Source organism: Hymenobacter siberiensis, from assembly GCF_018967845.1.
In the GTDB taxonomy this organism is placed as follows: domain Bacteria; phylum Bacteroidota; class Bacteroidia; order Cytophagales; family Hymenobacteraceae; genus Hymenobacter; species Hymenobacter siberiensis.
The window spans coordinates 1,909,708-1,933,776 of the sequence record NZ_JAHLZZ010000001.1; the positions used below are offsets into that span (position 1 = coordinate 1,909,708).

Here is a 24,069-nt window from a genome sequence, read left to right on the forward strand (position 1 = left end):
AGCAATCAAATAACGATAGCGCTAACAGCTAATGGCTGGCAGCTAACAGCTGAAATTTACAGCACGTCAATGCCGTCTACCAGCGCGTCTGTTCTCGACTCGTCGGGCCGCTCGTCCCGAATCTGAATGTCGCGGAACAGCTTGCGCTTTTCCAGGCCGGGGTTTTGCCGCAGCAGGCTCAGGATGTTGAGGAAGTCGCGGATTACCTCGCGGGGCGTGAGAAATTCGCTGGCTCCCGGCTTGTTAAACATCTCTTCCATAAAGGCTTCGATATCGGTATCGGAAATGGCCAACTCGGATTTGTAGTTGAAATCGAAGATTTCCTTCAGCTTTTGCAGCAGCACAAATACCTCGTTGTGCGAGAGCGGCAGCAGGCGGATAACGGGCTGGGCGAAATCGCGCAATTCACTGGTTTCGAACTTATTGGTTTCGAGCCGCGACTTCAGGGCCTGGTAGCTGAAGAGGCCGCGCCGCTCGTTTTCCAGCACCTCGCGGGTGCCGGCGAAGTTGAGGAAGAAATGGCTGACTTTGCCCTGAAAGCAGTCGTTGTAAATGGTCAGAATCTTCTCGTAATTCTTCTCTCTCGATACCGAGGTGGAGATTTTATACAGGTTAATGGCCTCGTCGAGGTTAATCATAAACCCGCTGTAGCCCATGCTCACGAACAGCCGGCAGAAGTTCTTGAGCATGTCGTAATAATTGACATCGTTGATGATTTCGCGCACGCCGAGGTCTTGCCGGGCCTCGGTTTTGGTGCGGTACTCGCCCTTGAGCCACTTCAGCGCATTGCGGCGCAATAGGTCATTATCAGTGCTGTAGCCTTCGTAATACTTCATTACCACGGTGCCAAAATCGAAGCCGCCCACGTCGGTCAGCTCCTGAATGGTAGCCATGATGGCAGCCTGCACCCTGGGCAAATGCTGCTGGTCGCGGATGCTGGTGAGCGGAATATCGTGGTCGAGGGCCGTTTTGCTCATCACCTGCTCAATCCACTTTTCGAGCAGCGTGGCCAGCGCCCCGCCCTCGGGCTTGGTCTGAATAGCAATGTTGTCCATGATGGCCGAGTACAGGGCCACGGCCTTGCCATCGTTGGCGTAGAGGCGGTTATCGGGCGTGAAGTCGGCGTTGGCCACCACGAATTTCTGCTTCAGGGCCACCGTATTAAGTAGGTGCAGCATGAAGGATTTGCCCGAGCCGAAGTCTCCAATCCAGAACTTGACCATGCTGTGGCCATTCTTCACGTCGTCTAACGCCTGCAAAAACGCCGCGATTTCGGGCGAGCGCCCCACCGTGATGTGCTGCACGCCCAGCTTGGGCACCACGCCGCCCAGCAGCGAGTTGATGATGGCCGTGGCTTCCTTGGGTTTCACGTTATCGAGCATTGGGCAGTAATTTTCTGATAATAAGGTTCGTAGATGGCGTAGCCGTCGGCGGTTTCCTCCACCAGCACGTCGTCCAGCAAGTCGGCGCAGGCCTCGTTCAGGCCGTCGATGAGCTGGTTGCGCAGGGTGCCGTGGGTTTTGGCAAATGCCTCCACCGCGGCCTGAGGCAGGGCGAGCTGGTGGGCGGCAAAGAGGGCCAGCAGCGCCTGCTGTAGTGCGGTGAGCTGCACGCCGGCTGCAAAGGTAGCCGCCAGGGCCGGCGCTTTCGGTGGTTTGGGCGGGCGCGGTTTTGGGGCGGCTGGGGCCTTTTTGGGCGGTTTAGCGGCCGGTGGCGCGGGCGTGTCCTGCAGGTACTCGTTCAGCAGCTCCACGGTGCCGGCGTGCTGGGCGCGCACGGCCTGCACTGTGCCCATGTCCAGGGTAATTTTTTTGCGTTCCTGAAAATAGACTTTTGCCACTTCGGTCGTGGCTTGGTTTAAGTCGCGCGAGTGCAGCAGCGACTGGCAAATAGCCTCGAACCGCTCCTGGTGCTCAGGTTGCGGAAACAGCTTCTTTTGCAGGCGTTTGATGAGGGGCCGGGGCTTAAAATTCCACTTGCACGCCGCGCCGTAGTGCAGGTAGTGCAGGTACAGGTGCAGGGCGGGCGCACGCACTAGCTCGCCGAGCTGCTTGGTGGCTTCGTAGTAAATCTGCGGCATCACCGGGTTGCGGTTGTTCAGGTAGCACAGCTCGTACACACCCGCCGCGAACCCGACCGTATCGGTGGGCAGCAGGGCCAGCAGCTTTTCGAAGTGCGGTTTGTAGCGCCCGTTGTCCAGCACGTTGAGCGCCTGCTCGGTTTCATCGTCGGGCAGCGGCACCGTTTTGGCCAGAGGCGCGAGTAGCGCCTGCACCGCCTCCCCAAAATACCGCTCGAAGGAATGCGCGGTGTCGAGCACGGCGGTGAAATACCGCTTTTCCGGGCTCATTGGCATGCCGTAGCGGTGCCGCACCACATCCTCGCAACGCTGTAAAACCGTGAAATACACGATGGCCGCCACCTTGCTGCCGGCGGCAGCGGAGCTGACGTAGCCCTGCTCTCTATGATTGAAATAGCCGTATTGCTCGCTTTTTTCGGTAAGCTCCTTGGCCTGCTGCTGAAACGTGGTGCCCGCCGCTTTGCACTTGGTTTCCAGCTCGTTCATCACTAATAAATAAAGCCGGACGGCCTCGCCACGAGGGGCTTCAAGCTGCATCAAACCATTGCCGGGGGGCGTGAATTTGTTGAGCCAGCTGACCTCCTTCCTATTGAGCCGCAGGTTGTGCTCGTACAAGTCGCCCAGCGGAGTATGCGTATGGTAATAATAATGGCGGCGAAACACGGGCGTAACGTTAAAGTGGGCAGGGTATTAAATTAACCGGTTATCTTCTGGAAATACGGCTCGTAGATGGTGTAGCCGTCGCCGGTTTCCTCCACCAGCACGTCATCGAGCAGCTCGTAGCAGGTGTCATTCAGGCCGTCGATGAGTTGGTGGCGCAACGTGCCGTGGCTTTTGGCAAACGCCTCTGCTTTGGCCTGCGATAAAGTGAGCTGATGGGCTGCAAAGAGCTGCAAAAGCGCCTGCTGCGGCGCGCTCAGGCCCAAGCCGCTTGCGAAGCTGCCAGCGGTGGGCGTGGCGGGGGATTTACTGGGTTTTTTGGCTGATTGACTGGTTTTTATGGTTTTGGCCGGAGCGGTGGTTTTGGCCGGTTTGGCCGGTTTGGCTGGCGGCGTGGGCGTATCCTGCAGGTACTCGTTTAGTAGCTCCACGGTGCCGGCGTGCTGGTCGCGGGCGGCGTGAATGGCGGTTTTATCCAGCTCGATTTTCCGGCGCTTCACCTCATACACGGTGGGTACTTTGGCCAGCGCCTCATCCAGCTTTTTATAGAAAGCCAGCTCATTGGCGATAACCTGAAACCGCTCGGCCTGCTCCGGCAGCGGAAACAGCTGTTTGTGCAAGTTTTTAGGCAGCGGTTTGCCAACACGAAAAAGGGCCTGGGTGGTGTGCAGGTAGCGCAGGTAGTAGCCGAGCGCCGCCTCGCGGTGCGTAGCTGCCAGCCGCTTGGTTGTTTCCCAAAGAAGCAGGTCGAGGGAGGGGTTTTGCGCGTTGCGGGCGGCCAGCGTAGTCAGGGCCTTGAGTAGGGCCGGGGTCTTGGCCGCCAGTTGGTGCAGGAGCTGCTCCAGCTCGGTTTTCCAGCGACTGGTATTCTGTCTGTTGAGCAGTAGTTCAGTAGCATGGTCGGGCGCGGGCACCAGGGCCAGCAGCGGCGGCAGCAGCTCAAGTACCCGCCGCCCCAGCACCTCCTGAAACACGGGCTCTAGCTCGGCCAAAGCGCCGGTAAAGAGGCCGCCTACCTTGCGCTTGTGGCCCAGTTTTATCCGCGCAGCGTTTTCGCACAGCCGAAAAATGGCCAGGTACGCATCGGCCCCGGTTTTGGGTGTGTAGTACCAGGCGGTGCTGGCGTAGTAGCGCAGGGATTTGGTGCGGCTGTCCAGCGTTTTCACCGTTTGGGCCAGGGTGCTGCCCTTGGCTTTGAGCTGCTGCTCCAGCAGCGGCAGCACGGCCAGGTAGAGCCGCACCGTGGCTGCGCGGCCCGCCTCAATGTCCAGAAACGTGTTGGCCGGCAGCGGAAAGCGGTTGAGCCAGCTGATTTGCTTGGGCGTGAGGGCCAGCTTGTCTTTATAAAGCTTGCCCAGGCTGGGCGGCTCGTAATCGTAAAATTGATGAACGGTGGAGGTTCTGGGTGGGGTTGGGGCGGCCGTCCAGATGTCGGTAATCTCCTTGCGCATGGCTTCTTTCAGGCGCAGAAACAGGCCCGTTACGTCAATAATGGAGTCGTCGTCATTGTTGTTGGAAGCTGGGCGTTTAGAAGACATGGGCAGGGCAAAGCAGTGAGCGACAAAGGAATAGGAATAGGTTGCAGCGAAATCGGATTGAGCTGGAAGGCTTGCCCGATGAAGAAGCCCGTCGCTGGTGCGGAAAATGCACTCAATACCCCACATGTTGCGACAGGCGAACCGCTGGCTGAAGCACAGGCGCTAAATTACCAATAGAATGCCCCGCCAATACTGCCAACCCATCTTTCTTCTGCGTAGCCCCCAGACCCAACCGCCGAAAGCCATGTCCAAAAAATCCGTAGCTGAAATCATCGTCGATACCCTCGTAGCCGCCGGCGTCAAGCGCGTTTTTGGCGTGGTGGGCGATTCCCTCAACGGCATCAGCGACAACATTCGGGGCCGTGCCGACATCGAATTCATCGCCGTGCGGCACGAGGAAGGCGGGGCCTTCGCGGCCGGCGCGGAGGCCCACCTCACCGGCGACCTCGCCGTGTGCGCCGGCTCCTGCGGGCCGGGCAACACCCACCTCATCAACGGCCTGTTCGACTGCCACCGCAGCCGCGTGTCGGTGCTGGCCCTCGCCGCCCAGATTCCGAGCGTGGAAATTGGGACCGGCTACTTTCAGGAAACCCATCCCGAGCGGCTGTTCCGCGAATGCAGTCACTTCTGCGAGTTGATTTCGGTGCCCGAGCAGGCCGTGCATACCATTGAAAGTGCCGTGGTGGCGGCGCTGGGGCTGCGCGGCGTGGCCGTGGTCGTCTTTCCCGGCGACGTGGCTTACCTCGAAGCCGAAGCCCCCGAAGTACGGCTGCCCACCCTGAGCCGCCGCAGCTTGTTGCGTCCTTCGGAAGCCGATATTCAGCAAGCGGCTGCATTGTTGAACGCGGGTAGCAAGGTGACCATGATGGCCGGTATTGGCTGCGCCGAAGCCCACGCCGAGCTGCTGGAAATGGCCAAAACAAACTTGTTCCGTTAGGGGCGGGGCCTGTCCCTGCCCATCGTTGAAACCCAAAAGGCCCTATTACGTGTTAAATTCGCCCCCCCCAACCCTAGCGGTGGCCGTTTCGCATCCATGACCAACAAAGAAATCAAAGCCCTTATCTCGCTGCTCGACGACCCGGAAATCGCGCCGCAAATCCAGGACAAAATTCAGAACCTGGGCGAGAGCATCATTCCCTTTCTGGAGGAGTCGTGGGAAGAAACTCTGGACAGCCAGCAGCAGCAGCGACTGGAGGATTTGATTCACCACCTGCAGTTTGAGGGCCTGCAGCAGCGTCTCAAAGTGTGGCGCGAAGCCGGTGCCACCGACCTGCTCGAAGGCATGTGGCTGCTGAATACCTATCAATACCCTGATGCCGACTACCAGGCCCTGAATCGCGCCATCGAGCAGCTCCGCTTCGAAACCTGGACTGCCCTGCGCCCCGAAATGCACCCCGCCGACCAAGTGCAAACCCTGAATTTCGTGATGTTCCGGCAGCATAAGTTCGCGGCCAACACCCAGCATTTCCACTCGCCGGCCAACTCCATGCTCCAGCGTGTGATTGAAACCAAGCGCGGCAACCCGCTCACGCTCTGCGTGATTTACCTGCTGGTGGCCCAGCGGCTGGATTTGCCGGTTTTTGGGGTGAACCTGCCCAACCTGTTCGTGCTCACCTTTCGGCCCGAGCTGCCGGGGGCCGAGCCGTTCTACATCAACTGCTACAACCGGGGCCTGGTGCTTTCGCGCACCGATATCGAGCACTACGTGGCCCAGCTTAACATCACGCCCAACCCCATTTTTTTCGAGCCCTGCTCGCACCTCGACATTGTGCGCCGAGCCATGCGCAACCTGCAAATGAGCTTCGAACGCTTGCAGGAGCCGGTGAAAGCGGCTGAGGTGGCGTTGCTGCTGAGCATTCTGGAGTAGCAGGAGATTTTCGTAGGGTGCGGGGCTTGCCCCCGCCCGTCGTTGAACGGCCTCCACATGAACCATTCAACGACGGGCGGGGGCAAGCCCCGCACCCTACTTCGTTTTGTGTTGTAGAAACGGCGGTTTGTATAGCCCAGACCGCTCGGGCCAAGGTGACCTTAGCGGGATGCTGGCTGTTCCAGTAGCTGAAGCAGCTCCGCTTCGGCAGTAGGTCTATTCCTGATGAAAATCACCGATTTTCGCACCCTGCGCCGCTCCGGCCTGGTGGTAAGCCCGCTGGCGCTGGGCACCATGACGTTTGGCACCCCGCGCTGGGGCTCGGGTGACGACGTGTCCGAAGCCGTTTTCAATGCTTACGTGGATGCCGGCAGCAACTTCGTGGACACTGCCGATGTGTATTCGGGCGGGCAGAGCGAGGAAATGCTGGGCCGCTACATTGCTGGCCGCCACCTGCGCGACCAAGTGGTGCTGGCCACCAAGTTCAGCTTCGGCGGGCAGGCCGGCAACCCCAACTTGGGCGGCAACGGCCGCAAAAACATTCACCGCGCCCTGGAGGGCTCGCTGCGCCGCCTCAAAACCGACTACGCCGACCTCTACTGGCTGCACGCCTACGACGGCGTGACGCCCGTGGAGGAAACGCTGCAAACCCTCGGCGACCTGGTGCGGGCCGGCCGCATCCGCTACTTCGCCTTCAGCAACGTGCCGGCCTGGTATGCCACCAAAGCCGCTACGCTGGCCCCCGCCCACGGCGTGCCCGGCCCCATTGCCCTGCAAATGGAATACTCCCTGGTGGCGCGCTCCATCGAGCGGGAGCACGTGCCCGCCGCCCTGAATTTGGGGCTGGGCATCACGCCTTGGAACCCGCTGGCGGCCGGTTTTCTGGCCAGGAAGTACGAGCGGGAAGGTGCCTGGGTCAGCGGTGAAGGCCGCCTCACCGGTCCCAATCCCTTCGGCAATATGAAATTCACCGACCACAACTGGCAGGTGCTGGAAGCCCTGCGGCCGGTGGCGGCCGACTTGGGCCGGCCGCTGGCGCAGGTGGCGCTGGCGTGGCGGCCCAGCCGGCCATCACCTCGCTCATTGTGGGGGCCAGCAAGGTGGCGCAGCTGCACGACAGCCTGGTGGCGCTCGATATTCAGCTCAGCCCCGCGCAGCTGAAGACCTTGGACGATGCCAGCATTCTCGACCCGTTTCAGGACCGGATTTGGCCCATGCTGAAGCGCGCCGTATTTGGCGGCGGCAGCGTGCAGGGCTGGCAGTAGCCGCGTTTTGTGTTGCAGAAGCGGGGTTTTGTGTAGGTCCGTCGGCGTAGGCGGGCCGGACCTTTGAGGTATCAAAACCTCATCAAAATCAACCCCCTAATGACAACTGAAATCAAACGCGTAGCCCTCGGCAGCCAGGGCCTGGAAGTGCCCGTGGAAGGCCTGGGCTGCATGGGCATGATGGCCGCCGGCAACGGCATGAGCATGTATGGCGAGGCCGACGAAGCCGAGAGCCTGGCCACCCTGCACCGCGCCCTGGAGCTGGGCATCAACCTGCTCGACACCGCCGACCTCTACGGCCCCATGCTGAACGAGCGGCTGGTGGCCAAAGTGCTGCCCGGCCGCCGGGCCGACGTTATTCTGGCCACCAAATTCGGCTTCGAGGTGAGCGACGATGAGAAGTTCACCGGCAAGCTCAACGGCCGGCCCGATTACGCCCGCAAGTCCATCGAACGCTCGCTGCGTAACCTGGGCACCGATTACATCGACCTCTACTACCTGCACTGCCTCGACCCGAATACGCCCATCGAGGACAGCGTGGGCATGATGAGCCGCTTTGTGGAGGAAGGCAAAGTGCGCTTCCTGGGCCTGAGCGAAGTAGCACCCGACATCCTGCGTCGGGCCCACGCCGTGCACCCCATCACGGCCCTGCAAACCGAGTATTCGCTCTTCGATAGGGGCGTGGAGGAAAGCGGCAGCCTGCACGCCGCCCGCACCCTGGGCATCGGTTTCGTGGGCTATTCGCCGATGGGTCGGGGCTTTTGTCGGGCGACATCAAAACCCCCGACGACTTCGAGCCCAACGACTCGCGCCGCTGGTTCCCGTGTTACCAGGGCGAAAACTTCTACAAAAACCTGGCCCTGGTGGAAAAGCTGGAAGCCCTGGCCCAAACCAAGGGCGTAACCACCGCGCAGCTGGCCTTGGCCTGGGTGCTGGCGCAGGGCGTGGTGGCCATTCCCGGCACCAAGCGCCGCAAGTATCTGGAGTTCAACGTGGCCGCCGCCGGTATAGCGCTGAGTCCGGCGGAATTAGCTGAACTGGAGGCTATGATGCCGGTGGGTAGTCCGGTGGGCGCGGCGTATCCGGCGGGCTTTTAGGCGAAGCGAAAAGGGGAATTGCCAAACATTAAGAACGTCATGCTGAGTGGAGCCGAAGCATCTCTACCGCGCAACGCAATCCAATCTGCCCAACCAAGTGGGTGAGATGCTTCGACAAGCTCAGTATGATATGCGTGGGCTGCTTGGGTTTCTGCAACCACGCTAGCCCCTAAGTTTGCCCTTTCGCCAACCCCTTCAACCATGCCCAATTTCGTAGGCTGCCGTACCCTGGAAATCACGGATGAGGCGCTGGGCCTCACCTTCCCGCTGCTGGTGCTGTACCCCAGCAGTACCCCCGGCCGGCCCGAAGCCATTGGGCCCTATACCCTCGATGTGGCCTTGGATGCGCCCATCAACCCCGGCCCGTTGCCGGTGGTGCTGGTTTCGCACGGCACTGGCGGTTCGCCGCTCACGCACCGGCTGCTGGCGCACTACCTGGCCCGCCACGGCTTTGTGGTGGGCCTGCCGCGCCACCACGCCAACCATCGCGACGACAACGCCTGGCATAACACGGCCGATAACCTCGTGGCCCGGCCGCGCCACCTCAGCCTGGCCATTGATGGGCTGCTGGCGGAATTCGGGGCGGCGCTGCGGCCCGATTGGGTGGCGCTGATTGGGCACTCGCTGGGCGGCTACACGGCGCTGGCGCTGGCTGGCGGCCTGCCGGGCTCGCTCCCCCACGAACACGCCGACGGCACGCCGCAGCCTATTCCCGTAGTGCCCGATGCGCGAGTGCGGGCGCTGGTATTGCTGGCCCCGGCCACCGTGTGGTACCGGGCGGCGGCAGCCCTGCGCAACATACGGGTGCCCATCCTGCTGCTGACGGGCGAAAAAGACGAGTGGACCCCCGATTTCCACGCCCAAATCGTGCTCAATGGTGTGGCCGACCGCCGGCGGGTGCAGCACCGCAACGTCGAAAACGCGGGCCATTATTCCTTTCTCAGTCCATTTCCGGCGGCCCGAACGGGCCCGGCCTTTCCGCCCTCACAGAACCCACCGGGGTTCGACCGGGCGCAGTTTCAAGGGGAGCTGCAGGCGGAGATTCTGAAATTTCTTGCGCAGCACCTGGCGCGGGCCGCTGCGGAGTACCGGCAGTAATAGCTTCGTGGTTTATCATCCTTCGCAAGCTTTGGATGACAAAAGTTAAAAACAAACGCATGAAACCGCCGCCTCCCGAAATCCGCGTGCTGCATACCGTGACGGACTACGCCCGCTTCTGCGGGCTGCCCGCGCCGGCCCACCCGCTGCTCACCGTCATCGACCTGGAGCAAAACCGTGGCAACGTGCTGCCCGACAAGCTGACGCCCGTGGTGCAGCACTTCTACAGCGTGTGGCTGAAGAAGAACCTCCGGGGTAAGGTGCACTACGGCCGCCTTCCGGTTTTCGGCGCAGTAGCCTTCCGTTTGAGCTATGAGGCTTGTGTGTGAATAAACAGGAACGTCATGCCGAGCTGCCTCGGCGGCGCTCGGCATGACGTTCTGCTGAACCGATTACCGCTTAATCAGGCAGCCGGCGGCGCGCTTGTCGGCTACGCCACTGGGGCGGCCGGCCAGTACGTTGTCGAGCACCTGCTTCAGGTAATGCTGCTGCACGCTGCCGGCCACCTGCGGGTTGTCGTCGATGGCACCGCGGTAGCGGATGGCGAAGCCCTTGCCGGCGGGCTCCAGCACTACGGCCTCGGCGGTTTTGGTTACGCCCAGCAGGCCGGCCACCTGCTGGCTGGCATCGGTGAGGGTGGGCAGCTCGACCTCGCCGGGGGCGGCGGTACCGGGCGCATCGAGGTTGATGGGCACGTTGATGAACAGGAACTGCACGCCCCGGCCCCGGTAGGCGCTGCTGAGCAAGGCCAGCCGCTCCTGATAGAGGCGCGAAAATGCGCAGGCCGGGTTCAGAAACACCACCACCACGGCCTTGTCCTTGGCGTAGCTTTTCAGGGCGACGTCGGCATTGGCGGCAGTTTTCAGGGTGAAATCGGTGACGGTGCCGCCGGCCTGGGCGCGGGCCACGCCCACGGCGAGCGAAATGGCCAGCAGGGTTACGGCGGTGAGAATAGAGATTCGGCGAAAAGACATGGCGGTAAGGTAAGGCAAAACGGCGCGGGCTACTGCCTGGCGGCTACCCGGCCGGTTCGTGGCAGTACGTGAGCACGTAGCCGGGTGCGGGTTGGGTATAGCAAATGCGGTGCCGGGTCTGGGCCCCGTCCAGCACTAACGTAGCGGGGATTTCGCCGGATTTAGCCGCGCTAAATTCGTGAAGCAGCAGCTGTTGGCGGAAAATGATGCCGCGCCGGGCCGCCAGCTTATACAGGGCTTCTTTGGCGCTCCAGAGCAGGGTGTAATGGGCATCCGCTGCGGCCATAGGGGTGGCGCGGGCGTGGGCCCACTCGTTTTCGGCCAGAAATTTTCCGGCCAGCCGCTGGGCCTTGTCGCGAATGAACTCAATATCGACCCCGGCCCGGCCATCCTGGGCCAGCAGGGCCGCCGCCCACTCGCCGGAGTGCGACAGCGAAACCACCGTATCGGCGGGCGCGCCGGCCAGCCAGGGTCGGCCGGTGGCATCGTTGCGCACCACGGTTTCGGGCGCTACGGGCGTGGGCAATTCGTTGAATAGCGCGTGGGCCAGCCGGCGGCCGGCCAGCCACTGCGCCTGGCGTTTGGGGTCGGCGGTGGCGGGCAGCAGCGGCTGGTAGGTGGCAGCGTTGGGCAGCCCGGCCCAGAGCTCGGCAGGCGTTTCGGTGAGGTGCCAGAGGCCCAGCACGGCAGTAGGGGAGAGGCGCTGGAGGGAGTGCAGGGGCATTGTGGGAGCGGGAAGTGGGGAGCGGGAGCAACTGTCATCCTGAGCTTGCGAAGGACCTTATTACGTCAGAACATTTCGCAGCAAATCAATCGGCGCAAATGTGATAAGGTCCTTCGCTGCGCTCAGGATGATAGTTAGGATGACAAAGTGGCCCTACTTCCAAACAAAGCTACCTTTGCGCCACCCGTTATGCCCGAAATCTTCCGCCCGCCCGTTACCCGAATAGCCACCCTTGCCGGCCACCGCGATGCCGTGTACGCTCTCACGGGTGGCTCCGGCAGCCACGTTTACTCCGGTAGCGCCGATGGCATGGTGGTGGGCTGGGATGCCGCCGAGCCCGCCCGCGATGGCGAGCTGCTGGCCCGCGTGCAGAACTCGGTGTACGCCCTGCGCCACCTGCCAGCGCTGGGCTTGCTGGTGCTGGGACACAACTTCCAGGGCATTCAGGCCATCGATTTAGCGAAGAAAGAGTTGGTTCACGCCACGGCCCTGCCGCCGGTGGCCATCTTCGAAATAGTGTTTTCCGAGAGCCGGCAGCGCCTGTACGCGGGGCTGGGCGACGGCACGCTGGCCGTGCTGCGCCTGCCCGATTTCCGCCTCGAAAAGCTGCTGCGCCTCGCCGATAAAAGCCTGCGCACGCTGGTGCTGCACGAGGGCCGGGGCGAGCTGGTCGTGGGCAGCTCCGACCACCTCATCCGTGTGCTCGACCTCGACTCGCTTGAAACCAAATACACCCTCGGCGAAAGCACCAACTCGGTGTTTTCGGTGGCCTTTTCGCCCGATGGCGCGCACCTGCTCACGGCCGGCCGCGATGCCCAGATTCGGCGCTGGGACGTGGCCGCCGGCTACGCCCTGCTGGACACCGTGCCGGCCCATATGTACACCATCAACCACTTGGCTTTTAGCTCCGATGGCCGTTACCTGGCCTCGTGCAGCCTCGATAAGAGCATCAAGCTCTGGGACGCGGCCACCCTCACGCTGCTGCGCGTGCTCGACCGCGCCCGCGCCGCCGGGCACGGCACCTCGGTGAACCGCTTGGTTTGGCCGGGCACCGAAAACCGGCTAGTTTCGTGTAGCGACGACCGCAGCCTGGCCGTTTGGCAATTGGAAGCTGTTAGCCAATAGCTGTCAGCTTCCTCGAAATAATAGGCTCATTCTACGATTGCCGCGCACCTGCCACCACAGCTAATAGCTAGCAGCTAAAAGCTAACAGCTAAAGAAAGATGAAACTCACCGCCCTCGATATCCGTCAGAAAACGTTTGAAAAATCCTTCCGGGGGATTGACCGCGACGAGGTGCAGGCATTCCTGACCACCGTGTCGCAGCAATGGGAACGCATGGGCGACGAAAACCGCGAGCTGCGCCTCAAGCTGGAGCACGCCCAGCACGACGTGCAGAAGATGCGCGAAGTGGAAAGCAGCCTCTACCGCACCCTCAAAACAGCCGAGGATACCGGCAACAACATCACCGAGCAGGCCCAGCGCGATGCCGACCTGCGCATCCGCGAAGCCCAGTTTCAGGCCGAAGGCATCCTCAGCGAAGCCCGCCAGCGTGCCCGCGAAGTGGTGGACGGCGCCTACCAGCAGGCCGAAAAAACGGTGTCTGACATGCAGCGCGAAGTAGGCGGCCTGGGCCAGGAGTGCCAGCGGCTTGAGCAGCAGCTCGATGGCCTCGTGCGCGACCTGCACCACCTCGCCTCCGATGCACTCGACAAGGTGGAGAAAGCCCGCAACCGGCCCAAGGGCGGCGCGGCGGCCATCCTTTCGCGCGCGGTCCGCGTACAGGTAGAGCGGCCCAAGGAAGCCGCCGCCGAACCCACGCCCGAAACCCCTGCCGCCATGCAAGTCACTTCTTCATCCGCCGTTTCGCCCGCTGCCGCCGTGGCGGCGGCCACACCCGCATCGTTTGCCCCCGGCAACTTTGGCCGCGCCGAGGAAACCCTGGAGCGCGCCGCCCAAACCACCGGCTACAACCCCAAGCCCGGCCAGCAGCCCAATCCCGGCGCGCCCGCCGAAGCCCCGCGCCCCGACATCGAGCGCCCCAGCGCGCCCGCCGAAAACCCCGGCATCGCGCCTGCTCCGCACGTCGACCCGCCCGCGCCCGCGCAGGTGCCCGAGCCCAACCCGCCCTACGTGCAGCCCACCGCGCCCGACATTCAGCCCGTAACGCCCAACTACCCCGAAATCAACCAGCCTTCGCCCGTAACGCACCCCGGCCAGCCCGGCATGGTAGCTATTGCCGCCCCGGCTCAGGCCGCTGCGCCAGTGGAAGTAGCCGTAGCGGAGAAGTCGTTCTTCGATGAAATCTAGACCGCAGATTTAACGGATTTGACGGATTATTAGGATTCAGCTGCCTCATAAAACCTTATAAAAGAAGAAAGCCTGCCTTCGTGGTGGGCTTTCTTCTTTTATAAGGTTTTATGAGGCAACCTTTGTAGCGTCGCTTTCGCAGCGTAGCCGGGGCTTCGGTCGCTTGCCGCTCCGCGAATTGTGCTCACTATTTCCCCACCTCACCATTTTACCTCATGGGCCAGATTGCACTCGAAGGCATGGAGTTTTTTGCTTTCCACGGCTACTATGATGAAGAGCAGAAAATCGGCAATAAGTACGGCGTCGACCTCTACATCAAAACCGATTTGCTGGCCGCCGGCGAGTCCGATAAGCTGCAGCAGACGGTGAACTACGAAATTCTCTACCGCCTCGTGGCCGAGGAAATGCGCGCCCCCGCCCGCCTGCTGGAGCACGTAGCCCACCGCGTGCTCGACCGCATCACGGCCGAGCTGCCGCACGTGTGCAAGGTGAAAGTCAGCGTGAGCAAGTTCAATCCGCCGCTGGGCGGCATCTGCCACCGCGCCCGCGTCACGCTCACGAAGCGCCGGGAGAAGCAGCAGTAGCCATCTAAGCGTGTGTAGGGGCGCAGGCAGCCCTTTGCTTCTTCCGCTGAACTGCCATAAAAGCAGAAATATTCACCTTCTTGAATAAAATTTATTACCCTTGAAATCAAGGGTTTATATTGAGTTGCAGATTAAGTACGAAGCATTTCGTACTTAATCTGCAACTACGAATGTATTCGTATAATCTTTGTGTCATACTACGAAATAATTCGTAGTAACCTCGTATCTGTTCGACATGAGCAAGGCACCACCCCCCAAACCTACGGATTCTGAGCTGGAAATCCTGCACGTGCTCTGGCAGCACGGGCCCGCCACGGTGCGGGCCATCAACGACCACCTGAGCCTGCGCCGTCAGGTAGAGGTGGGCTACACCACCACGCTCAAGATTTTGCAGCTGATGCTGGAGAAAGCGCTGGTGCGGCGCGACGATGCCGACCGCAGCCACGTGTACCGGGCCGCCGTGCGCGAGCAGGAAACGCAGGGGCTGCTGCTCGATAAGTTCGTGGACGCCACCTTCGGCGGCTCGGCCCTGAAGCTGGTGATGCAGGCCCTGGGCAGCCGCCAGACCTCGGCCGACGAGCTGGCCCAGATTCGCCGCTTGCTGAATGACATTGAAATCCAGAATTCCACTCCTAGTTCCGACGACGATGACCATGCTTGAGCAATTCGTTTCGCCCGCGCTGACGCGGGCTTTGGGCTGGACCTTGCTGCACTCGCTGTGGCAGGGTGCGCTGGTGGCGGCCGTGTTGGCCGGGGCGCTGCTGCTGCTGCGCCGGCAGCGGGCCGAGGTGCGCTACGCGGCTTCGGCCGGGGCGCTGGGGCTGGTGGTGGCGCTGGCCGGCATCACGTTCGGGCTGTATATGAATTCGAGCCCTGACAAAAGCCCAATGCAGGGTTGGGAGGCAATCACAAGCTAGGCGGACCCCCTCAAATCCGGCTGAAACGCCCGCAGCGGGTGCAGTGTCTGACGCCAAAGCGGGGGTAATGGCTGCTGCCGGGATTAGCGCCGCGCCGCGCCCGGTACCGGCCGCAACTGCGGCTTCGCTGGCCCCGCCTTCCGCGATTCAGGCCGTCACGCAGTCCCTCAGCCATGCGTTGAACAACCAGTTGCCGCTGCTGGTGCTGGCCTGGCTGCTGGGCCTGCTGGCCATGAGCCTGCGCATGCTGGGCGGCCTGCTGTATGTGCAGCGGCTGCGGCGCTACCGGGTGCGCTCGCTATCGGTGGCGTGGCAGGAGCGGCTGGCCGCGCTGGCCGCCCGCAGCGGCGTGAAGCGGCCGGTGGCGCTGCTGGAGTCGGCGCTGGTGCGGGTGCCGCTGGTGGTGGGCCACTTGCGGCCCGTGATTCTGCTGCCGCTGGGCACGGTGGCGGGCTTATCGCCGGCTTGTCTGGAGGCTATTCTGGCCCACGAGCTGGCCCATGTGCTGCGCCGCGATTACCTCGTGAACCTGCTGCAAACCGTGGCCGAGGTGCTATTTTTCTACCATCCGGCGGTGTGGTTCGTAGCCAATTGCGTGCGTACCGAGCGCGAAAACTGCTGCGACGATACCGCCACGACCCTCGTGGGCGGCGACCCGCTCCGGCTGGCCCGCGCCCTCACCGCCCTGGCCGAGTGGACGCAGAGCGCCGCCGTGGCCCCCACGCCGCGCCTGGCCCTGGCTGCCTTCAACCAGCCCGGGGCCCTGCTGCTGCAGGTGCGCCGCCTGGTGCGCCCGGCGCTGGCCACTGGTCTTGCTCCGAATAGCCAACCGCCCCAATCATCATCCGCCACCCCGATGGCCGCCGATACCGCCCGGGGCACCCGCCCCGCCAACCCCGGCACCGTGGTAATCACCCGTGATAAAAAAGGCCGGCTGACCAGCCTGGTGGTGAACGGCCAGCCCGTGGCCGTGCCCACCGACAAGCCCTCGAAAGCCGAGCGCCGCGCCGGCCAGCAGGTAACGGTAGTGCCCGTGCCCGAGGCTGGCCCGGCCCGCCGCTTCGAATACAGCACCCGCGAGCTGGACCAGGCCGGCCGCCAGGCTGACCGGGAAGGCCGCCGGCTGGACGACCATGCCCGCGAGATGGACCGCGCCGGGCGCGAGCTCGATAAAGCCGGCCGCAAGCTGGATAAAATGGGCCGCGAAATGGATAAAGCAGCTCAGAAACTGGACCGTAAAAGCGGTACGTACACCTACGATAGCAAACGCCGTACGGACAACATCAACAGCAACGTGCACATCGATATTGATGACGCGGCCCTGAGCCAGCTCGTAACCAATGCCCTGAAGCTGGGCAACGTGGGCCTCAATATTGGTCTGCAGGCCGCCAGCCAGGGCATCGACGAAGCCCGCCGGGCCCCCGAAACCACCCTGCGCGACCCCGGCCTCAGCGATGAGGCCCGCCGCGCCACCCGCGACGCCCTCACGGAGCTGCGCCAGGAGGAGCGTAATTCCCAGCGCCAAGGCCCCGACCGTGCCCAGGAAGCCCGCGACCGCAACGAGGCCCTGCTGGACCAGATGCAGAAGGACGGCCTCCTGAAAGACCCCAACCACTACCAAATCAAGCTCACCGCCCGCAGCCTGATGATTGATGGCAAGGAGCAGCCGCCGAAGGTGTTTCAGAAATACCTGAAGCTGTATGAAAGCAATACCGGCCGCCCACTGACCGGCAATAATGCGATGGTGATAACCCGCAGCAGCGACAGCAGCACCATCATCAACGGCGCTGGCCCCACGCCGCCCCGCACCCCGCGCATGGCCCCTATGCCGCCCCTGCCTGCGCTGCCGGCCCCGCCCCGCCTCGACACGGACGAACTGCGGAGCGAGCTGCGCAAGGACGGCATTATCGGGGCCGACGAGAAAAACCTGCAGTTCCAGTTCAACAGCTCCGGCCTGACGGTGAACGGTAAAAAGCAGCCCGACGCGCTGGCGGCTAAGTACCGCAAGCTCACCGGCCACAACGATGGCAAGAGCTTTAACATGATGATTTCGACCCAGTAATAGGGGCGGGAGGAAAGCGAAAAAGCCGGTTTTTCTCGCGGGAAACCGGCTTTTTTATGCCCATCATTTTTTAATAATCTGGGAAATGACAGCCCACAAGCAACTATTTAGCCCTGATACCCATCTCTTGGCCCTTCCGAAGGTTATTCTGTTTCGGACAATTACTATGCGTTGTTATCTACTGTTTTGTTGGTTTAGCTTATTTATTGGAGTGGCCCAGGCCCAGAAGGGGCCAGCCGCCACGCCGGCTACCGATGCCGCCCGGCCGGCCCCCAAACGCCAGCTTCAGGCCACGCGCATCAGCACCCCGCCCAAGCTGGACGGCCTGCTCGACGAGGCCGTGTGGCAGTCGGCCCCCATCGCCACCAAATTTTACGAGTTGGAGCCCACGCCCGGCCCCATCGAAAAACACCCTACCGAAGTGCGCGTGCTCTACGACGATGCCGCGATTTACGTGGGGGCCATCATGCACGATGTGTCGCAGGATTCCATTCTGCGGGAGCTGAGCAACCGGGATAATATTGGCACTTCGGATTGGTTCGGGGTGCTGCTCGATACCTATGACGACCACCTCAACGGCTATCAATTCATCGTTACTTCGGGTGGCGTGCAGCTCGACGCCCGCCTCTCGCCCACCAACGGCGAGGATGGTAACTGGAACGCCGTATGGGAATCGCGCACCGCCCTGCACGGCACCGACTGGGTAGCCGAAATCCGCATTCCCTATTCGGCCATTCGCTTCAGCAAGGCCCTTGAGCAGGTGTGGGGGCTGAACTTCGTTCGGCAGCGGCGCAGTTCGCGGCAGAAATTTTTCTGGAACGAGGTGAAGCCGCAGGTGGATGGCTTCGTGAACCAGTGGGGCGAGCTCACCGGCCTGCGCGACCTCAAGCCCCCGCTGCGCCTCTCGCTCACGCCCTACGTGAGCACCTACCTGAACCACTACCCCTACAACGAGCAGGGCAAGCAGAACACCACCACTACCTTCAACGGCGGGGCCGACGTGAAGTGGGGCATCAACGAAAGCTTCACCCTGGATGCCACCCTGGTGCCCGATTTCGGGCAGGTGCAGAGCGACAACCAGGTGCTCAACCTCTCGCCCTTCGAGGTGCAGTACAACGAAAACCGGGGCTTTTTCACCGAAGGGACCGAGCTGTTCAACAAGGGCGGGCTGTTTTATTCGCGGCGGGTGGGGGCACAGCCGCTGGGCTTTGGCACCGTGGATGGGCAACTGCACGCCGGCACCCGGATGGCCGACGGCAAGCGCCACGCCGGCGAGTTCATCGTGCAGAACCCTGGCATCACGCGCCTGCTCAATGCCACCAAAGTATCGGGCCGCACCAGCAGGGGCCTGGGCGTGGGCATTTTCAATGCCGTGAGCAACGACATGTACGCCACCGTGCAGGACAGCACCACCGGCGCGCGGCGCGACGTGCTCACTCAGCCGTTGAGCAACTACAACATCGTGGTGCTCGACCAGAGCCTCAAAAACAACTCCTACGTGAGCCTGGTGAACACCAACGTGACCCGTGCCGGCAGCACCTACGACGCCAACGTGACGGGCGGCCTTTTCAAATTTGCTAACAAGGCCAACTCCTACGCCCTCAACGGCCGCGTGATATACTCCAACCGCCGGGGCAAAGCCTTTGGCTCCCAGGATGAAATATCGGACCAGGACGGCTACAAGTACTACCTGAACTACGGCAAAGTATCGGGTAAATTCACCTGGAGCGTCGACCACGGCATCGAGTCGCACTCCTACAACCCCAACGACCTGGGCCTGCTCTTCGCCAACAACAACATCTCGCAGTCGGCCAGCGCCAGCTACAACATCTACACGCCATTCTGGAAAGTCAACAAGCTGAGCACCTACGCCTCCGTGGCCTACTCGCTGCTGGAACGCCCCATGCTCTACCAGGACGCGGGCCTGTACCTGGGCGGCAACACCACCTTCACCAAAAGCTTCCTCACCACTGGCATTAACCTCGACGCCGCGCCACTCACCCGCGACTACTTTGACCCGCGCCGCGCGCCGCTGGGCAAATACTACGTGCGCAAGCCCGCCAACGTGGGCATCAACGGCTTTTTCTCTTCCGATTACCGCAAGAAATTCGCCTGGGACGTCAAATACGGGGCGCGCGTATTCACCGCCGACGGCGACCGCACCGGCCGCTACACCTACGCCCTCACCCTCGGCCCTCGCTACCGGGCCAGCAACCAGCTCAGCTTCGTGTATTCCATCGGCTACGAGCGGCGGCTGAACCAGATTGGCTACGCCGGCGGCCTCAACGCTTCCGACTCGACCGATGCGCCCATGTTTCGCCGCTTCGGCGGCAAGGAGGGCGACGTGCTGCTCGGCCGCCGCAACGTCACCACCTTCACCAACACCGCCACGGCCACCTACACGTTTACCAACCGCATGTCGTTCAACATCCGGCTGCGGCACTACGTGAGCAATGTGCACTACCGCGACTTCTCCCGCCTGCACCCCGACGGCCTCGAAACCCCCGAACCCACTTACAACCGCAACCGCGACAACACCTTCAACGCCTTCAACATCGATGCCGTCTATTCCTGGTGGTTCGCGCCCGGCTCGCAGGTCAGCATCGTCTGGAAAAACGCCGGCGCGTCCTTCTTCGAAGCCAACGCCGCCACCCCGCTCTACTTCGACAACCTAAGCAATACCATCAATACCCCGCACAATAACTCGGTGTCGGTGAAGGTGCTGTATTATCTCGATTATCTGGCCCTGCGCCCCCGGCGCGGGTAGGAACGAGCTGGAGGAACGAGCTGGTGCGCGTCTCTGACGCGCTGCCGACTGGGTTCGAGCCTCTGGCTCAGGCATTGCCCAACGCCACCAGACGCCAGCACGACCCGAGCCACAGGCTCGAACCCAGTCGGCAGCGCGTCAGAGACGCGCGCCAGCATGGGCGTTTACGAAACTCATCCCTTTCGTGCATTTCGTAAACGTTGATTCGTAGACAGATTTCTTAAACTCACCCCGCGCTGTAAGGGCCATCTGACCAGCAGGTGTCGGGCTAGTTCCTACCGTTCATTGAGAGCGTTTATTCTTGCTGCCGCAGGGACAAAGGGCGGATGTCACGCTCCCGTGTCAGCATGATGGGCACGGCGCTATTCTCAAAGCCGACCAACGCGCGGCGGTAGATGAAGCACTGCCTCGGCCCATGCCATTGCTGCAAAAAGATGGTATCGTGGCGAACTTGGTAGTCGCCCATCAACAGCGAGGTCGTGCTGCCCTCTTTTTGATTGGTGACATCGGACACATCAAACTGGTTTCCGGGCTTCTCCAACGTGATTCGGTATTGTCGGGAACCCTTTACAAAGCGGTACTGCTGATAAGTCGAATCGAGTGGCGAGCGATACCAGGGGAACGCTGTGTAGTAGGCAAACAGGCCGATGGGTACGGCGACGTTTAAGGCCCAGGCCCACCATGTGGTGAACAGCACTCGCCGCCAAAACAACCAGCACACCACCCCCAGGTGCAGTAATAAGAACCCGGCGGACACCAGTAGGCCCTCGTCGGTGTGCCCTTCCCCGGAGCCCAAGGTGAAAAAAATGACGAAGGCGGCGACGAATTGCCAGAAAAAGTGCCCGCCGTACGTGAACAACAAGCCTAAGACGAAAAGCACTGCCTGCCATGCCTTAGTGGAACGCAACCGGGTTAACACCGTCAGAAAGCGTGTAGTCATCGCAGCAGCAAGGTATCACGGAGCTGTTCAAGAAAACGGTCCGAAGAGCAAAAGGAGCATATAAGTCCTGCTAGTCTAATCCTATTGGTGGGGGGCTACGAGCTTAGGACCGACGCCAAGCGGCTGCAATAAGCAGTAGCGCCCCGCCAAGCCCTGAAATTAATACCGTACCCCAAAGCCACCAATCTTCGCGCATGTGCGGTCTAAACACCCAATGTCCATGGTTGCCAACGGCCATCACCAAAAGCGTTAAACCGCATATCAAGAGCAGGAAGGCTGCACAGGTTTTCATCAGTGACGAGGAAAGAATGTTTGCCACATAAAAGGAAAAGCAGTTCGCTTTAACGGTTGATTGGGTGGCCGCATCGCCTACCACCACGAATCCCCCCAAGCAAAAAGACGGCAGACAAAAGGTGCATCTTTCTCATCGGTAGCTAAAAAAGGTTTTTGAAAATTGTTGGAAATCCCCACTGGTGAGCATTGCAGACGCGCACCAGCTGATAAACCCATTGGGTATTAGTGGAAAAGCGAATGTAGACGGCCGCGCCAACAATTCCGTCCGTCAGCCCGCGCTGCGCTGCATTCCACGTCAGCCCAAACCTCGCCCCGCCGCACCCCCACGCGCCCGCCCCGTCCTACAGCCCCAGCAGTTCCTCGGCCGCCGCAAACGGCGTGAGCTGTCCGGCCGCCACGGCCGCCTGCACCGCGGGCAGCCGCTCACGCACCGCCGCATCGGCATAAAACCGACTCTCCAGCGCCTGGGCGATGCTTTGGTGCAGCCATTGTAACTGCTGCTGCTGCCGGCGGCGCTCGAAATATCCGCTGGTGCGGGTGGCGGCGGCATAGGTTTCGATGACCTCCCACACGGCCCCGATGCCCATGCCGTCCACTGCCGAGGTGAGCAGTACCGGCACCACCTGCCCCGAAGGCGCGGCCGGAAACAGGTGCAGCGCGCTTTGGTAGTCGAGGCGGGCGCGGCGGGCGGCCTGCTCGTTGCCGTGGTCGGCTTTGGTGATGCACAGGGCATCGGCCATTTCCATGATGCCGCGTTTCACGCCCTGTAATTCGTCGCCGGCCCCGGCCAGCATCAGGAGCAGGAAAAAATCGACCATGCCGTGCACCGTGGTTTCGGACTGGCCCACGCCCACGGTTTCCACGATAATCACGTCGTGGCCCGCTGCTTCGCATAATAATAAGGCTTCGCGCGTGGCCCGCGCCACCCCGCCCAGGCTGCTGCCGGCCGGCGAGGGCCGGATAAACGCCGCCGGCTGGGCCGAGAGCCAGGGCATCCGCGTCTTGTCGCCCAGAATGCTGCCGCCGCCGCGCTGGCTGCTGGGGTCCACGGCCAGCACGGCCAGCTTCAGGCCCTTGGTTTCGACCAAATACCTGCCCAGTGCCTCAATAAACGTGCTTTTGCCCACGCCCGGCACGCCCGTAATGCCCACTCGCAGGCTGCGCCCGGTGTGCGGCAATACCGCCTGCAACACCTCCTGCGCCAAGGCGTGGTCGGTGGGCAGGGTGCTTTCGACGAGGGTGATGGCACGGCCCAGCACCGTGCGGGAGCCGGCCCGGATGCCGGTGGCATACTCAGCGGCGGAGAGGCGTTTGGGAGGCATTTTGTGCGGTAAGCTTCCGCTTGCCGATTAACTTTGGGGCCGGCGTTGGCCCGTTTTCCAACAATTAAACGGCAAGCTAAAGCTTACCGCACATTCTCGCCCTATGAAACCATCTCTCCGCTTCTTATCGCTGGCCGCTGGGCTGGCTCTGCCCGCCACGGCTTTCGCCCAAAACGAGCTCAGCAACTTCTCGGCCACGGGCCGGGGCGGCGTCATCAACACCTTCGCCAGCGACTACCAGGCCATCGGCATCAACCCCGCCAACCTGGGCCGCAGCATCAATTTCCGGGTGGCCTTCACCATCGGCGAAGTGGGGGCGGGCATCGGCTCGCAGTCGCTTTCCAAAACCACTTTCAAGCACATCATCTACGATGCCAGCCAGAGCATCGGAGCCGCCGAAAAAGCCACGCTGGTCAACCAGCTCAGCGGCGACAACGTGCTGAACTTTAACCTCGACACCAACCTCTTCGGCCTGGCCGTGACGTTGCCCAACGGCCTGGGCGGCCTGGCGTTCAGCAGCCGGCAGCGCATTGGCGGCCACCTGGCCCTCAACCGCAACGCCGCCGACATCATCATCAACGGCCAGAATGCCGCTGTGGTGAAGCAGTATTACCCCACGCCCAACACCAGCGGCGCGCCCACGCCCACGGCCGCCAACGCGCCGCTCATTTCCACGGTGCTCGACGGAACCAGCATTCAGGCGGCCATTACCAACGAGTTCAACGTGGCCTACGGCATTCAGGTGTACCACAATAACGGCCTGAAGCTGGCGCTGGGGGCGGGCTACCGCTACATCCAGGGCATCGGCATTGCCGATATCCGGGTGAGCGGCGGCAACCTGACGGCCTACACGGCGTTCTCGCCGGTGTTTGATATCAATTACGGCGCGCTGGCCAGCAATCCCAACTTCAACTACGAATCGGGCTCGGGCCTGAAGCCGGTGGGCCACGGCAATGGATTCGACGCGGGCTTGTCGGCCGAAATCGGCAAAATATTCCGCTTCGGCGCTTCGGTTACGGATATGGGCTCGATGACCTGGACCGCCAACGTGCTCGAAGCCTCCGACCAGAAGCTCCAGCAAACAGCCTCCACCGGCGTGCAGACCTACAACGTGTTCAAGGAAATTAGCGCGCAGTTCGATACCGACAAGCAGAACCTCTTCACCTACACCACCGCCAAGGAGCGCACGGCTGCCCTGCCCGCCAAGCTGCGCCTGGGCGGCGGCGTGCGCCTCAACAAGTTCTTCGAAGCCGGCCTCGACGTAACCGCGCCCCTCAACAAGGTGGCCGGTAACCTCACCACCACCTTCGTAGGTCTGGGTCTCGACTACAAACCCCTGAGCTGGCTGAAGCTGAGCAGCGGCGTAACCAGCGGCGCGGGCTACGGCAAGAGCCTGCCGTTGGGCCTCACGCTGGTTTCGCCGGTGTGGGAAGCCGGCATCAGCACCCGCGACGTGTTGGGCCTGCTCAGCGAAGACTCGCCGTATAGCTCGGTGGCCTTTGGGGTATTGCGCTTTAAAATTGGCAGCTCGAATTAGGGGGGGTAGAAGACTGGAGTCAAGTCTGTCATGC

21 protein-coding genes and 1 pseudogene are annotated in these 24,069 nt (G+C 62.1%); 15 read left to right on the forward strand and 7 right to left on the reverse strand.

The features are described 5' to 3' along the window. Positions 1-56 precede the first annotated feature (56 nt). From KQ661_RS08305 to KQ661_RS08315, 3 genes are read right to left on the reverse strand one after another with little or no spacing between them, the layout of a single operon-like run. Positions 57-1,382 (reverse strand): ATP-binding protein, encoded by a 1,326-nt coding sequence (locus KQ661_RS08305; RefSeq protein WP_216686134.1) that lies wholly within the window; start codon positions 1,380-1,382, stop codon positions 57-59. Continuing rightward, positions 1,367-2,743, reverse strand: coding sequence for a tellurite resistance TerB C-terminal domain-containing protein (locus KQ661_RS22785; RefSeq protein WP_216686135.1), 1,377 nt, complete (start codon positions 2,741-2,743; stop codon positions 1,367-1,369). Before KQ661_RS22785 ends, KQ661_RS08305 begins: the two co-directional genes overlap by 16 nt. 32 nt (positions 2,744-2,775) lie before the next feature. Beyond that, complete coding sequence (locus KQ661_RS08315; RefSeq protein WP_216686136.1) at positions 2,776-4,278, reverse strand: tellurite resistance TerB C-terminal domain-containing protein; 1,503 nt, start codon at positions 4,276-4,278, stop codon at positions 2,776-2,778. Positions 4,279-4,522: 244 nt separating this feature from the next. On the opposite strand from KQ661_RS08315, the gene KQ661_RS08320 reads away from it, so the two are divergent. From KQ661_RS08320 to KQ661_RS08350, 7 genes and pseudogenes are all read left to right on the forward strand, one after another. Continuing rightward, a complete protein-coding gene (locus KQ661_RS08320; RefSeq protein WP_216686137.1) occupies positions 4,523-5,215 on the forward strand; it encodes a thiamine pyrophosphate-binding protein in 693 nt (230 codons plus the stop codon). A gap of 96 nt (positions 5,216-5,311) precedes the next feature. Further along, the gene (locus tag KQ661_RS08325) at positions 5,312-6,145 is read left to right on the forward strand and encodes a transglutaminase-like domain-containing protein (protein WP_168671879.1); all 834 of its coding nucleotides are present in this window, start codon (positions 5,312-5,314) and stop codon (positions 6,143-6,145) included. A gap of 225 nt (positions 6,146-6,370) precedes the next feature. Then, a complete protein-coding gene (locus KQ661_RS08330) occupies positions 6,371-7,306 on the forward strand; it encodes an aldo/keto reductase (protein ID WP_216686138.1) in 936 nt (311 codons plus the stop codon). Next, positions 7,246-7,410, forward strand: a complete 165-nt coding sequence (locus KQ661_RS08335; protein ID WP_216686139.1) for a hypothetical protein — start codon at positions 7,246-7,248, stop codon at positions 7,408-7,410. The genes KQ661_RS08330 and KQ661_RS08335 overlap by 61 nt, the downstream gene beginning before the upstream one ends. A gap of 204 nt (positions 7,411-7,614) precedes the next feature. Continuing rightward, positions 7,615-8,507, forward strand: a pseudogene (locus tag KQ661_RS08340) (aldo/keto reductase). Between the two features lie 201 nt (positions 8,508-8,708). Beyond that, positions 8,709-9,605, forward strand: a complete 897-nt coding sequence (locus KQ661_RS08345; RefSeq protein WP_216686140.1) for an alpha/beta hydrolase family protein — start codon at positions 8,709-8,711, stop codon at positions 9,603-9,605. A gap of 59 nt (positions 9,606-9,664) precedes the next feature. Next, the gene (locus KQ661_RS08350) at positions 9,665-9,934 is read left to right on the forward strand and encodes a hypothetical protein (protein WP_216686141.1); all 270 of its coding nucleotides are present in this window, start codon (positions 9,665-9,667) and stop codon (positions 9,932-9,934) included. A gap of 63 nt (positions 9,935-9,997) precedes the next feature. Here the strand turns inward: KQ661_RS08350 and KQ661_RS08355 are convergent, their stop codons facing one another. Further along, the gene (locus KQ661_RS08355; protein WP_216680198.1) at positions 9,998-10,579 is read right to left on the reverse strand and encodes a redoxin domain-containing protein; all 582 of its coding nucleotides are present in this window, start codon (positions 10,577-10,579) and stop codon (positions 9,998-10,000) included. Positions 10,580-10,622: 43 nt separating this feature from the next. Then, positions 10,623-11,303, reverse strand: coding sequence for a 4'-phosphopantetheinyl transferase superfamily protein (locus KQ661_RS08360; protein WP_216686142.1), 681 nt, complete (start codon positions 11,301-11,303; stop codon positions 10,623-10,625). A 189-nt stretch (positions 11,304-11,492) separates the two neighbouring features. Between KQ661_RS08360 and KQ661_RS08365 the strand changes: the two genes are divergently transcribed. From KQ661_RS08365 to KQ661_RS08395, 7 genes are all read left to right on the forward strand, one after another. Continuing rightward, complete coding sequence (locus tag KQ661_RS08365; RefSeq protein WP_216680200.1) at positions 11,493-12,428, forward strand: WD40 repeat domain-containing protein; 936 nt, start codon at positions 11,493-11,495, stop codon at positions 12,426-12,428. A gap of 98 nt (positions 12,429-12,526) precedes the next feature. Next, on the forward strand, positions 12,527-13,612 hold the full coding sequence (locus KQ661_RS08370) for a DivIVA domain-containing protein (RefSeq protein WP_216680201.1): 1,086 nt from the start codon (positions 12,527-12,529) through the stop codon (positions 13,610-13,612). 215 nt (positions 13,613-13,827) lie between these two features. After that, on the forward strand, positions 13,828-14,196 hold the full coding sequence (gene folB, locus KQ661_RS08375) for a dihydroneopterin aldolase (protein ID WP_216686143.1): 369 nt from the start codon (positions 13,828-13,830) through the stop codon (positions 14,194-14,196). A 235-nt stretch (positions 14,197-14,431) separates the two neighbouring features. After that, positions 14,432-14,857 (forward strand): BlaI/MecI/CopY family transcriptional regulator, encoded by a 426-nt coding sequence (locus tag KQ661_RS08380; protein ID WP_216686144.1) that lies wholly within the window; start codon positions 14,432-14,434, stop codon positions 14,855-14,857. After that, on the forward strand, positions 14,850-15,113 hold the full coding sequence (locus KQ661_RS08385; RefSeq protein WP_216686145.1) for a hypothetical protein: 264 nt from the start codon (positions 14,850-14,852) through the stop codon (positions 15,111-15,113). The genes KQ661_RS08380 and KQ661_RS08385 overlap by 8 nt, the downstream gene beginning before the upstream one ends. A gap of 67 nt (positions 15,114-15,180) precedes the next feature. Continuing rightward, positions 15,181-17,175 carry a M56 family metallopeptidase gene (locus KQ661_RS08390; RefSeq protein ID WP_216686146.1) on the forward strand — a complete coding sequence of 665 codons (1,995 nt, stop codon included), beginning with the start codon at positions 15,181-15,183 and terminating at the stop codon, positions 17,173-17,175. A 211-nt stretch (positions 17,176-17,386) separates the two neighbouring features. Further along, a complete protein-coding gene (locus tag KQ661_RS08395) occupies positions 17,387-19,942 on the forward strand; it encodes a DUF5916 domain-containing protein (RefSeq protein WP_216686147.1) in 2,556 nt (851 codons plus the stop codon). A 295-nt stretch (positions 19,943-20,237) separates the two neighbouring features. On the opposite strand, the gene KQ661_RS08400 is transcribed toward KQ661_RS08395, so the two are convergent. Beyond that, complete coding sequence (locus KQ661_RS08400; RefSeq protein WP_216686148.1) at positions 20,238-20,882, reverse strand: hypothetical protein; 645 nt, start codon at positions 20,880-20,882, stop codon at positions 20,238-20,240. 635 nt (positions 20,883-21,517) lie between these two features. After that, positions 21,518-22,498: a methylmalonyl Co-A mutase-associated GTPase MeaB gene (meaB, locus tag KQ661_RS08405; RefSeq protein ID WP_216686149.1), complete on the reverse strand. Its 981-nt coding sequence runs from the start codon at positions 22,496-22,498 to the stop codon at positions 21,518-21,520. Positions 22,499-22,601: 103 nt separating this feature from the next. On the opposite strand from meaB, the gene KQ661_RS08410 reads away from it, so the two are divergent. Then, positions 22,602-24,035 (forward strand): DUF5723 family protein, encoded by a 1,434-nt coding sequence (locus KQ661_RS08410; protein ID WP_216686150.1) that lies wholly within the window; start codon positions 22,602-22,604, stop codon positions 24,033-24,035. Positions 24,036-24,069 lie beyond the last annotated feature (34 nt).

What these genes read in the sequence shown, in the direction of transcription:
- KQ661_RS08410 (WP_216686150.1), top strand. Translation starts at nt 22,602, where the DNA reads ATGAAACCATCTCTCCGCTTCTTATCGCTGGCCGCTGGGCTGGCTCTG.
- KQ661_RS08320 (WP_216686137.1), top strand. Translation starts at nt 4,523, where the DNA reads ATGTCCAAAAAATCCGTAGCTGAAATCATCGTCGATACCCTCGTAGCC.
- KQ661_RS08355 (WP_216680198.1), bottom strand. Translation starts at nt 10,579, where the DNA reads ATGTCTTTTCGCCGAATCTCTATTCTCACCGCCGTAACCCTGCTGGCC.
- KQ661_RS08360 (WP_216686142.1), bottom strand. Translation starts at nt 11,303, where the DNA reads ATGCCCCTGCACTCCCTCCAGCGCCTCTCCCCTACTGCCGTGCTGGGC.
- KQ661_RS08380 (WP_216686144.1), top strand. Translation starts at nt 14,432, where the DNA reads ATGAGCAAGGCACCACCCCCCAAACCTACGGATTCTGAGCTGGAAATC.
- KQ661_RS08385 (WP_216686145.1), top strand. Translation starts at nt 14,850, where the DNA reads ATGCTTGAGCAATTCGTTTCGCCCGCGCTGACGCGGGCTTTGGGCTGG.
- meaB (WP_216686149.1), bottom strand. Translation starts at nt 22,498, where the DNA reads ATGCCTCCCAAACGCCTCTCCGCCGCTGAGTATGCCACCGGCATCCGG.
- KQ661_RS08390 (WP_216686146.1), top strand. Translation starts at nt 15,181, where the DNA reads ATGGCTGCTGCCGGGATTAGCGCCGCGCCGCGCCCGGTACCGGCCGCA.
- folB (WP_216686143.1), top strand. Translation starts at nt 13,828, where the DNA reads ATGGGCCAGATTGCACTCGAAGGCATGGAGTTTTTTGCTTTCCACGGC.
- KQ661_RS08315 (WP_216686136.1), bottom strand. Translation starts at nt 4,278, where the DNA reads ATGTCTTCTAAACGCCCAGCTTCCAACAACAATGACGACGACTCCATT.
- KQ661_RS08400 (WP_216686148.1), bottom strand. Translation starts at nt 20,882, where the DNA reads ATGACTACACGCTTTCTGACGGTGTTAACCCGGTTGCGTTCCACTAAG.
- KQ661_RS08350 (WP_216686141.1), top strand. Translation starts at nt 9,665, where the DNA reads ATGAAACCGCCGCCTCCCGAAATCCGCGTGCTGCATACCGTGACGGAC.
- KQ661_RS08305 (WP_216686134.1), bottom strand. Translation starts at nt 1,382, where the DNA reads ATGCTCGATAACGTGAAACCCAAGGAAGCCACGGCCATCATCAACTCG.
- KQ661_RS08365 (WP_216680200.1), top strand. Translation starts at nt 11,493, where the DNA reads ATGCCCGAAATCTTCCGCCCGCCCGTTACCCGAATAGCCACCCTTGCC.
- KQ661_RS08345 (WP_216686140.1), top strand. Translation starts at nt 8,709, where the DNA reads ATGCCCAATTTCGTAGGCTGCCGTACCCTGGAAATCACGGATGAGGCG.
- KQ661_RS08370 (WP_216680201.1), top strand. Translation starts at nt 12,527, where the DNA reads ATGAAACTCACCGCCCTCGATATCCGTCAGAAAACGTTTGAAAAATCC.
- KQ661_RS08325 (WP_168671879.1), top strand. Translation starts at nt 5,312, where the DNA reads ATGACCAACAAAGAAATCAAAGCCCTTATCTCGCTGCTCGACGACCCG.
- KQ661_RS08330 (WP_216686138.1), top strand. Translation starts at nt 6,371, where the DNA reads ATGAAAATCACCGATTTTCGCACCCTGCGCCGCTCCGGCCTGGTGGTA.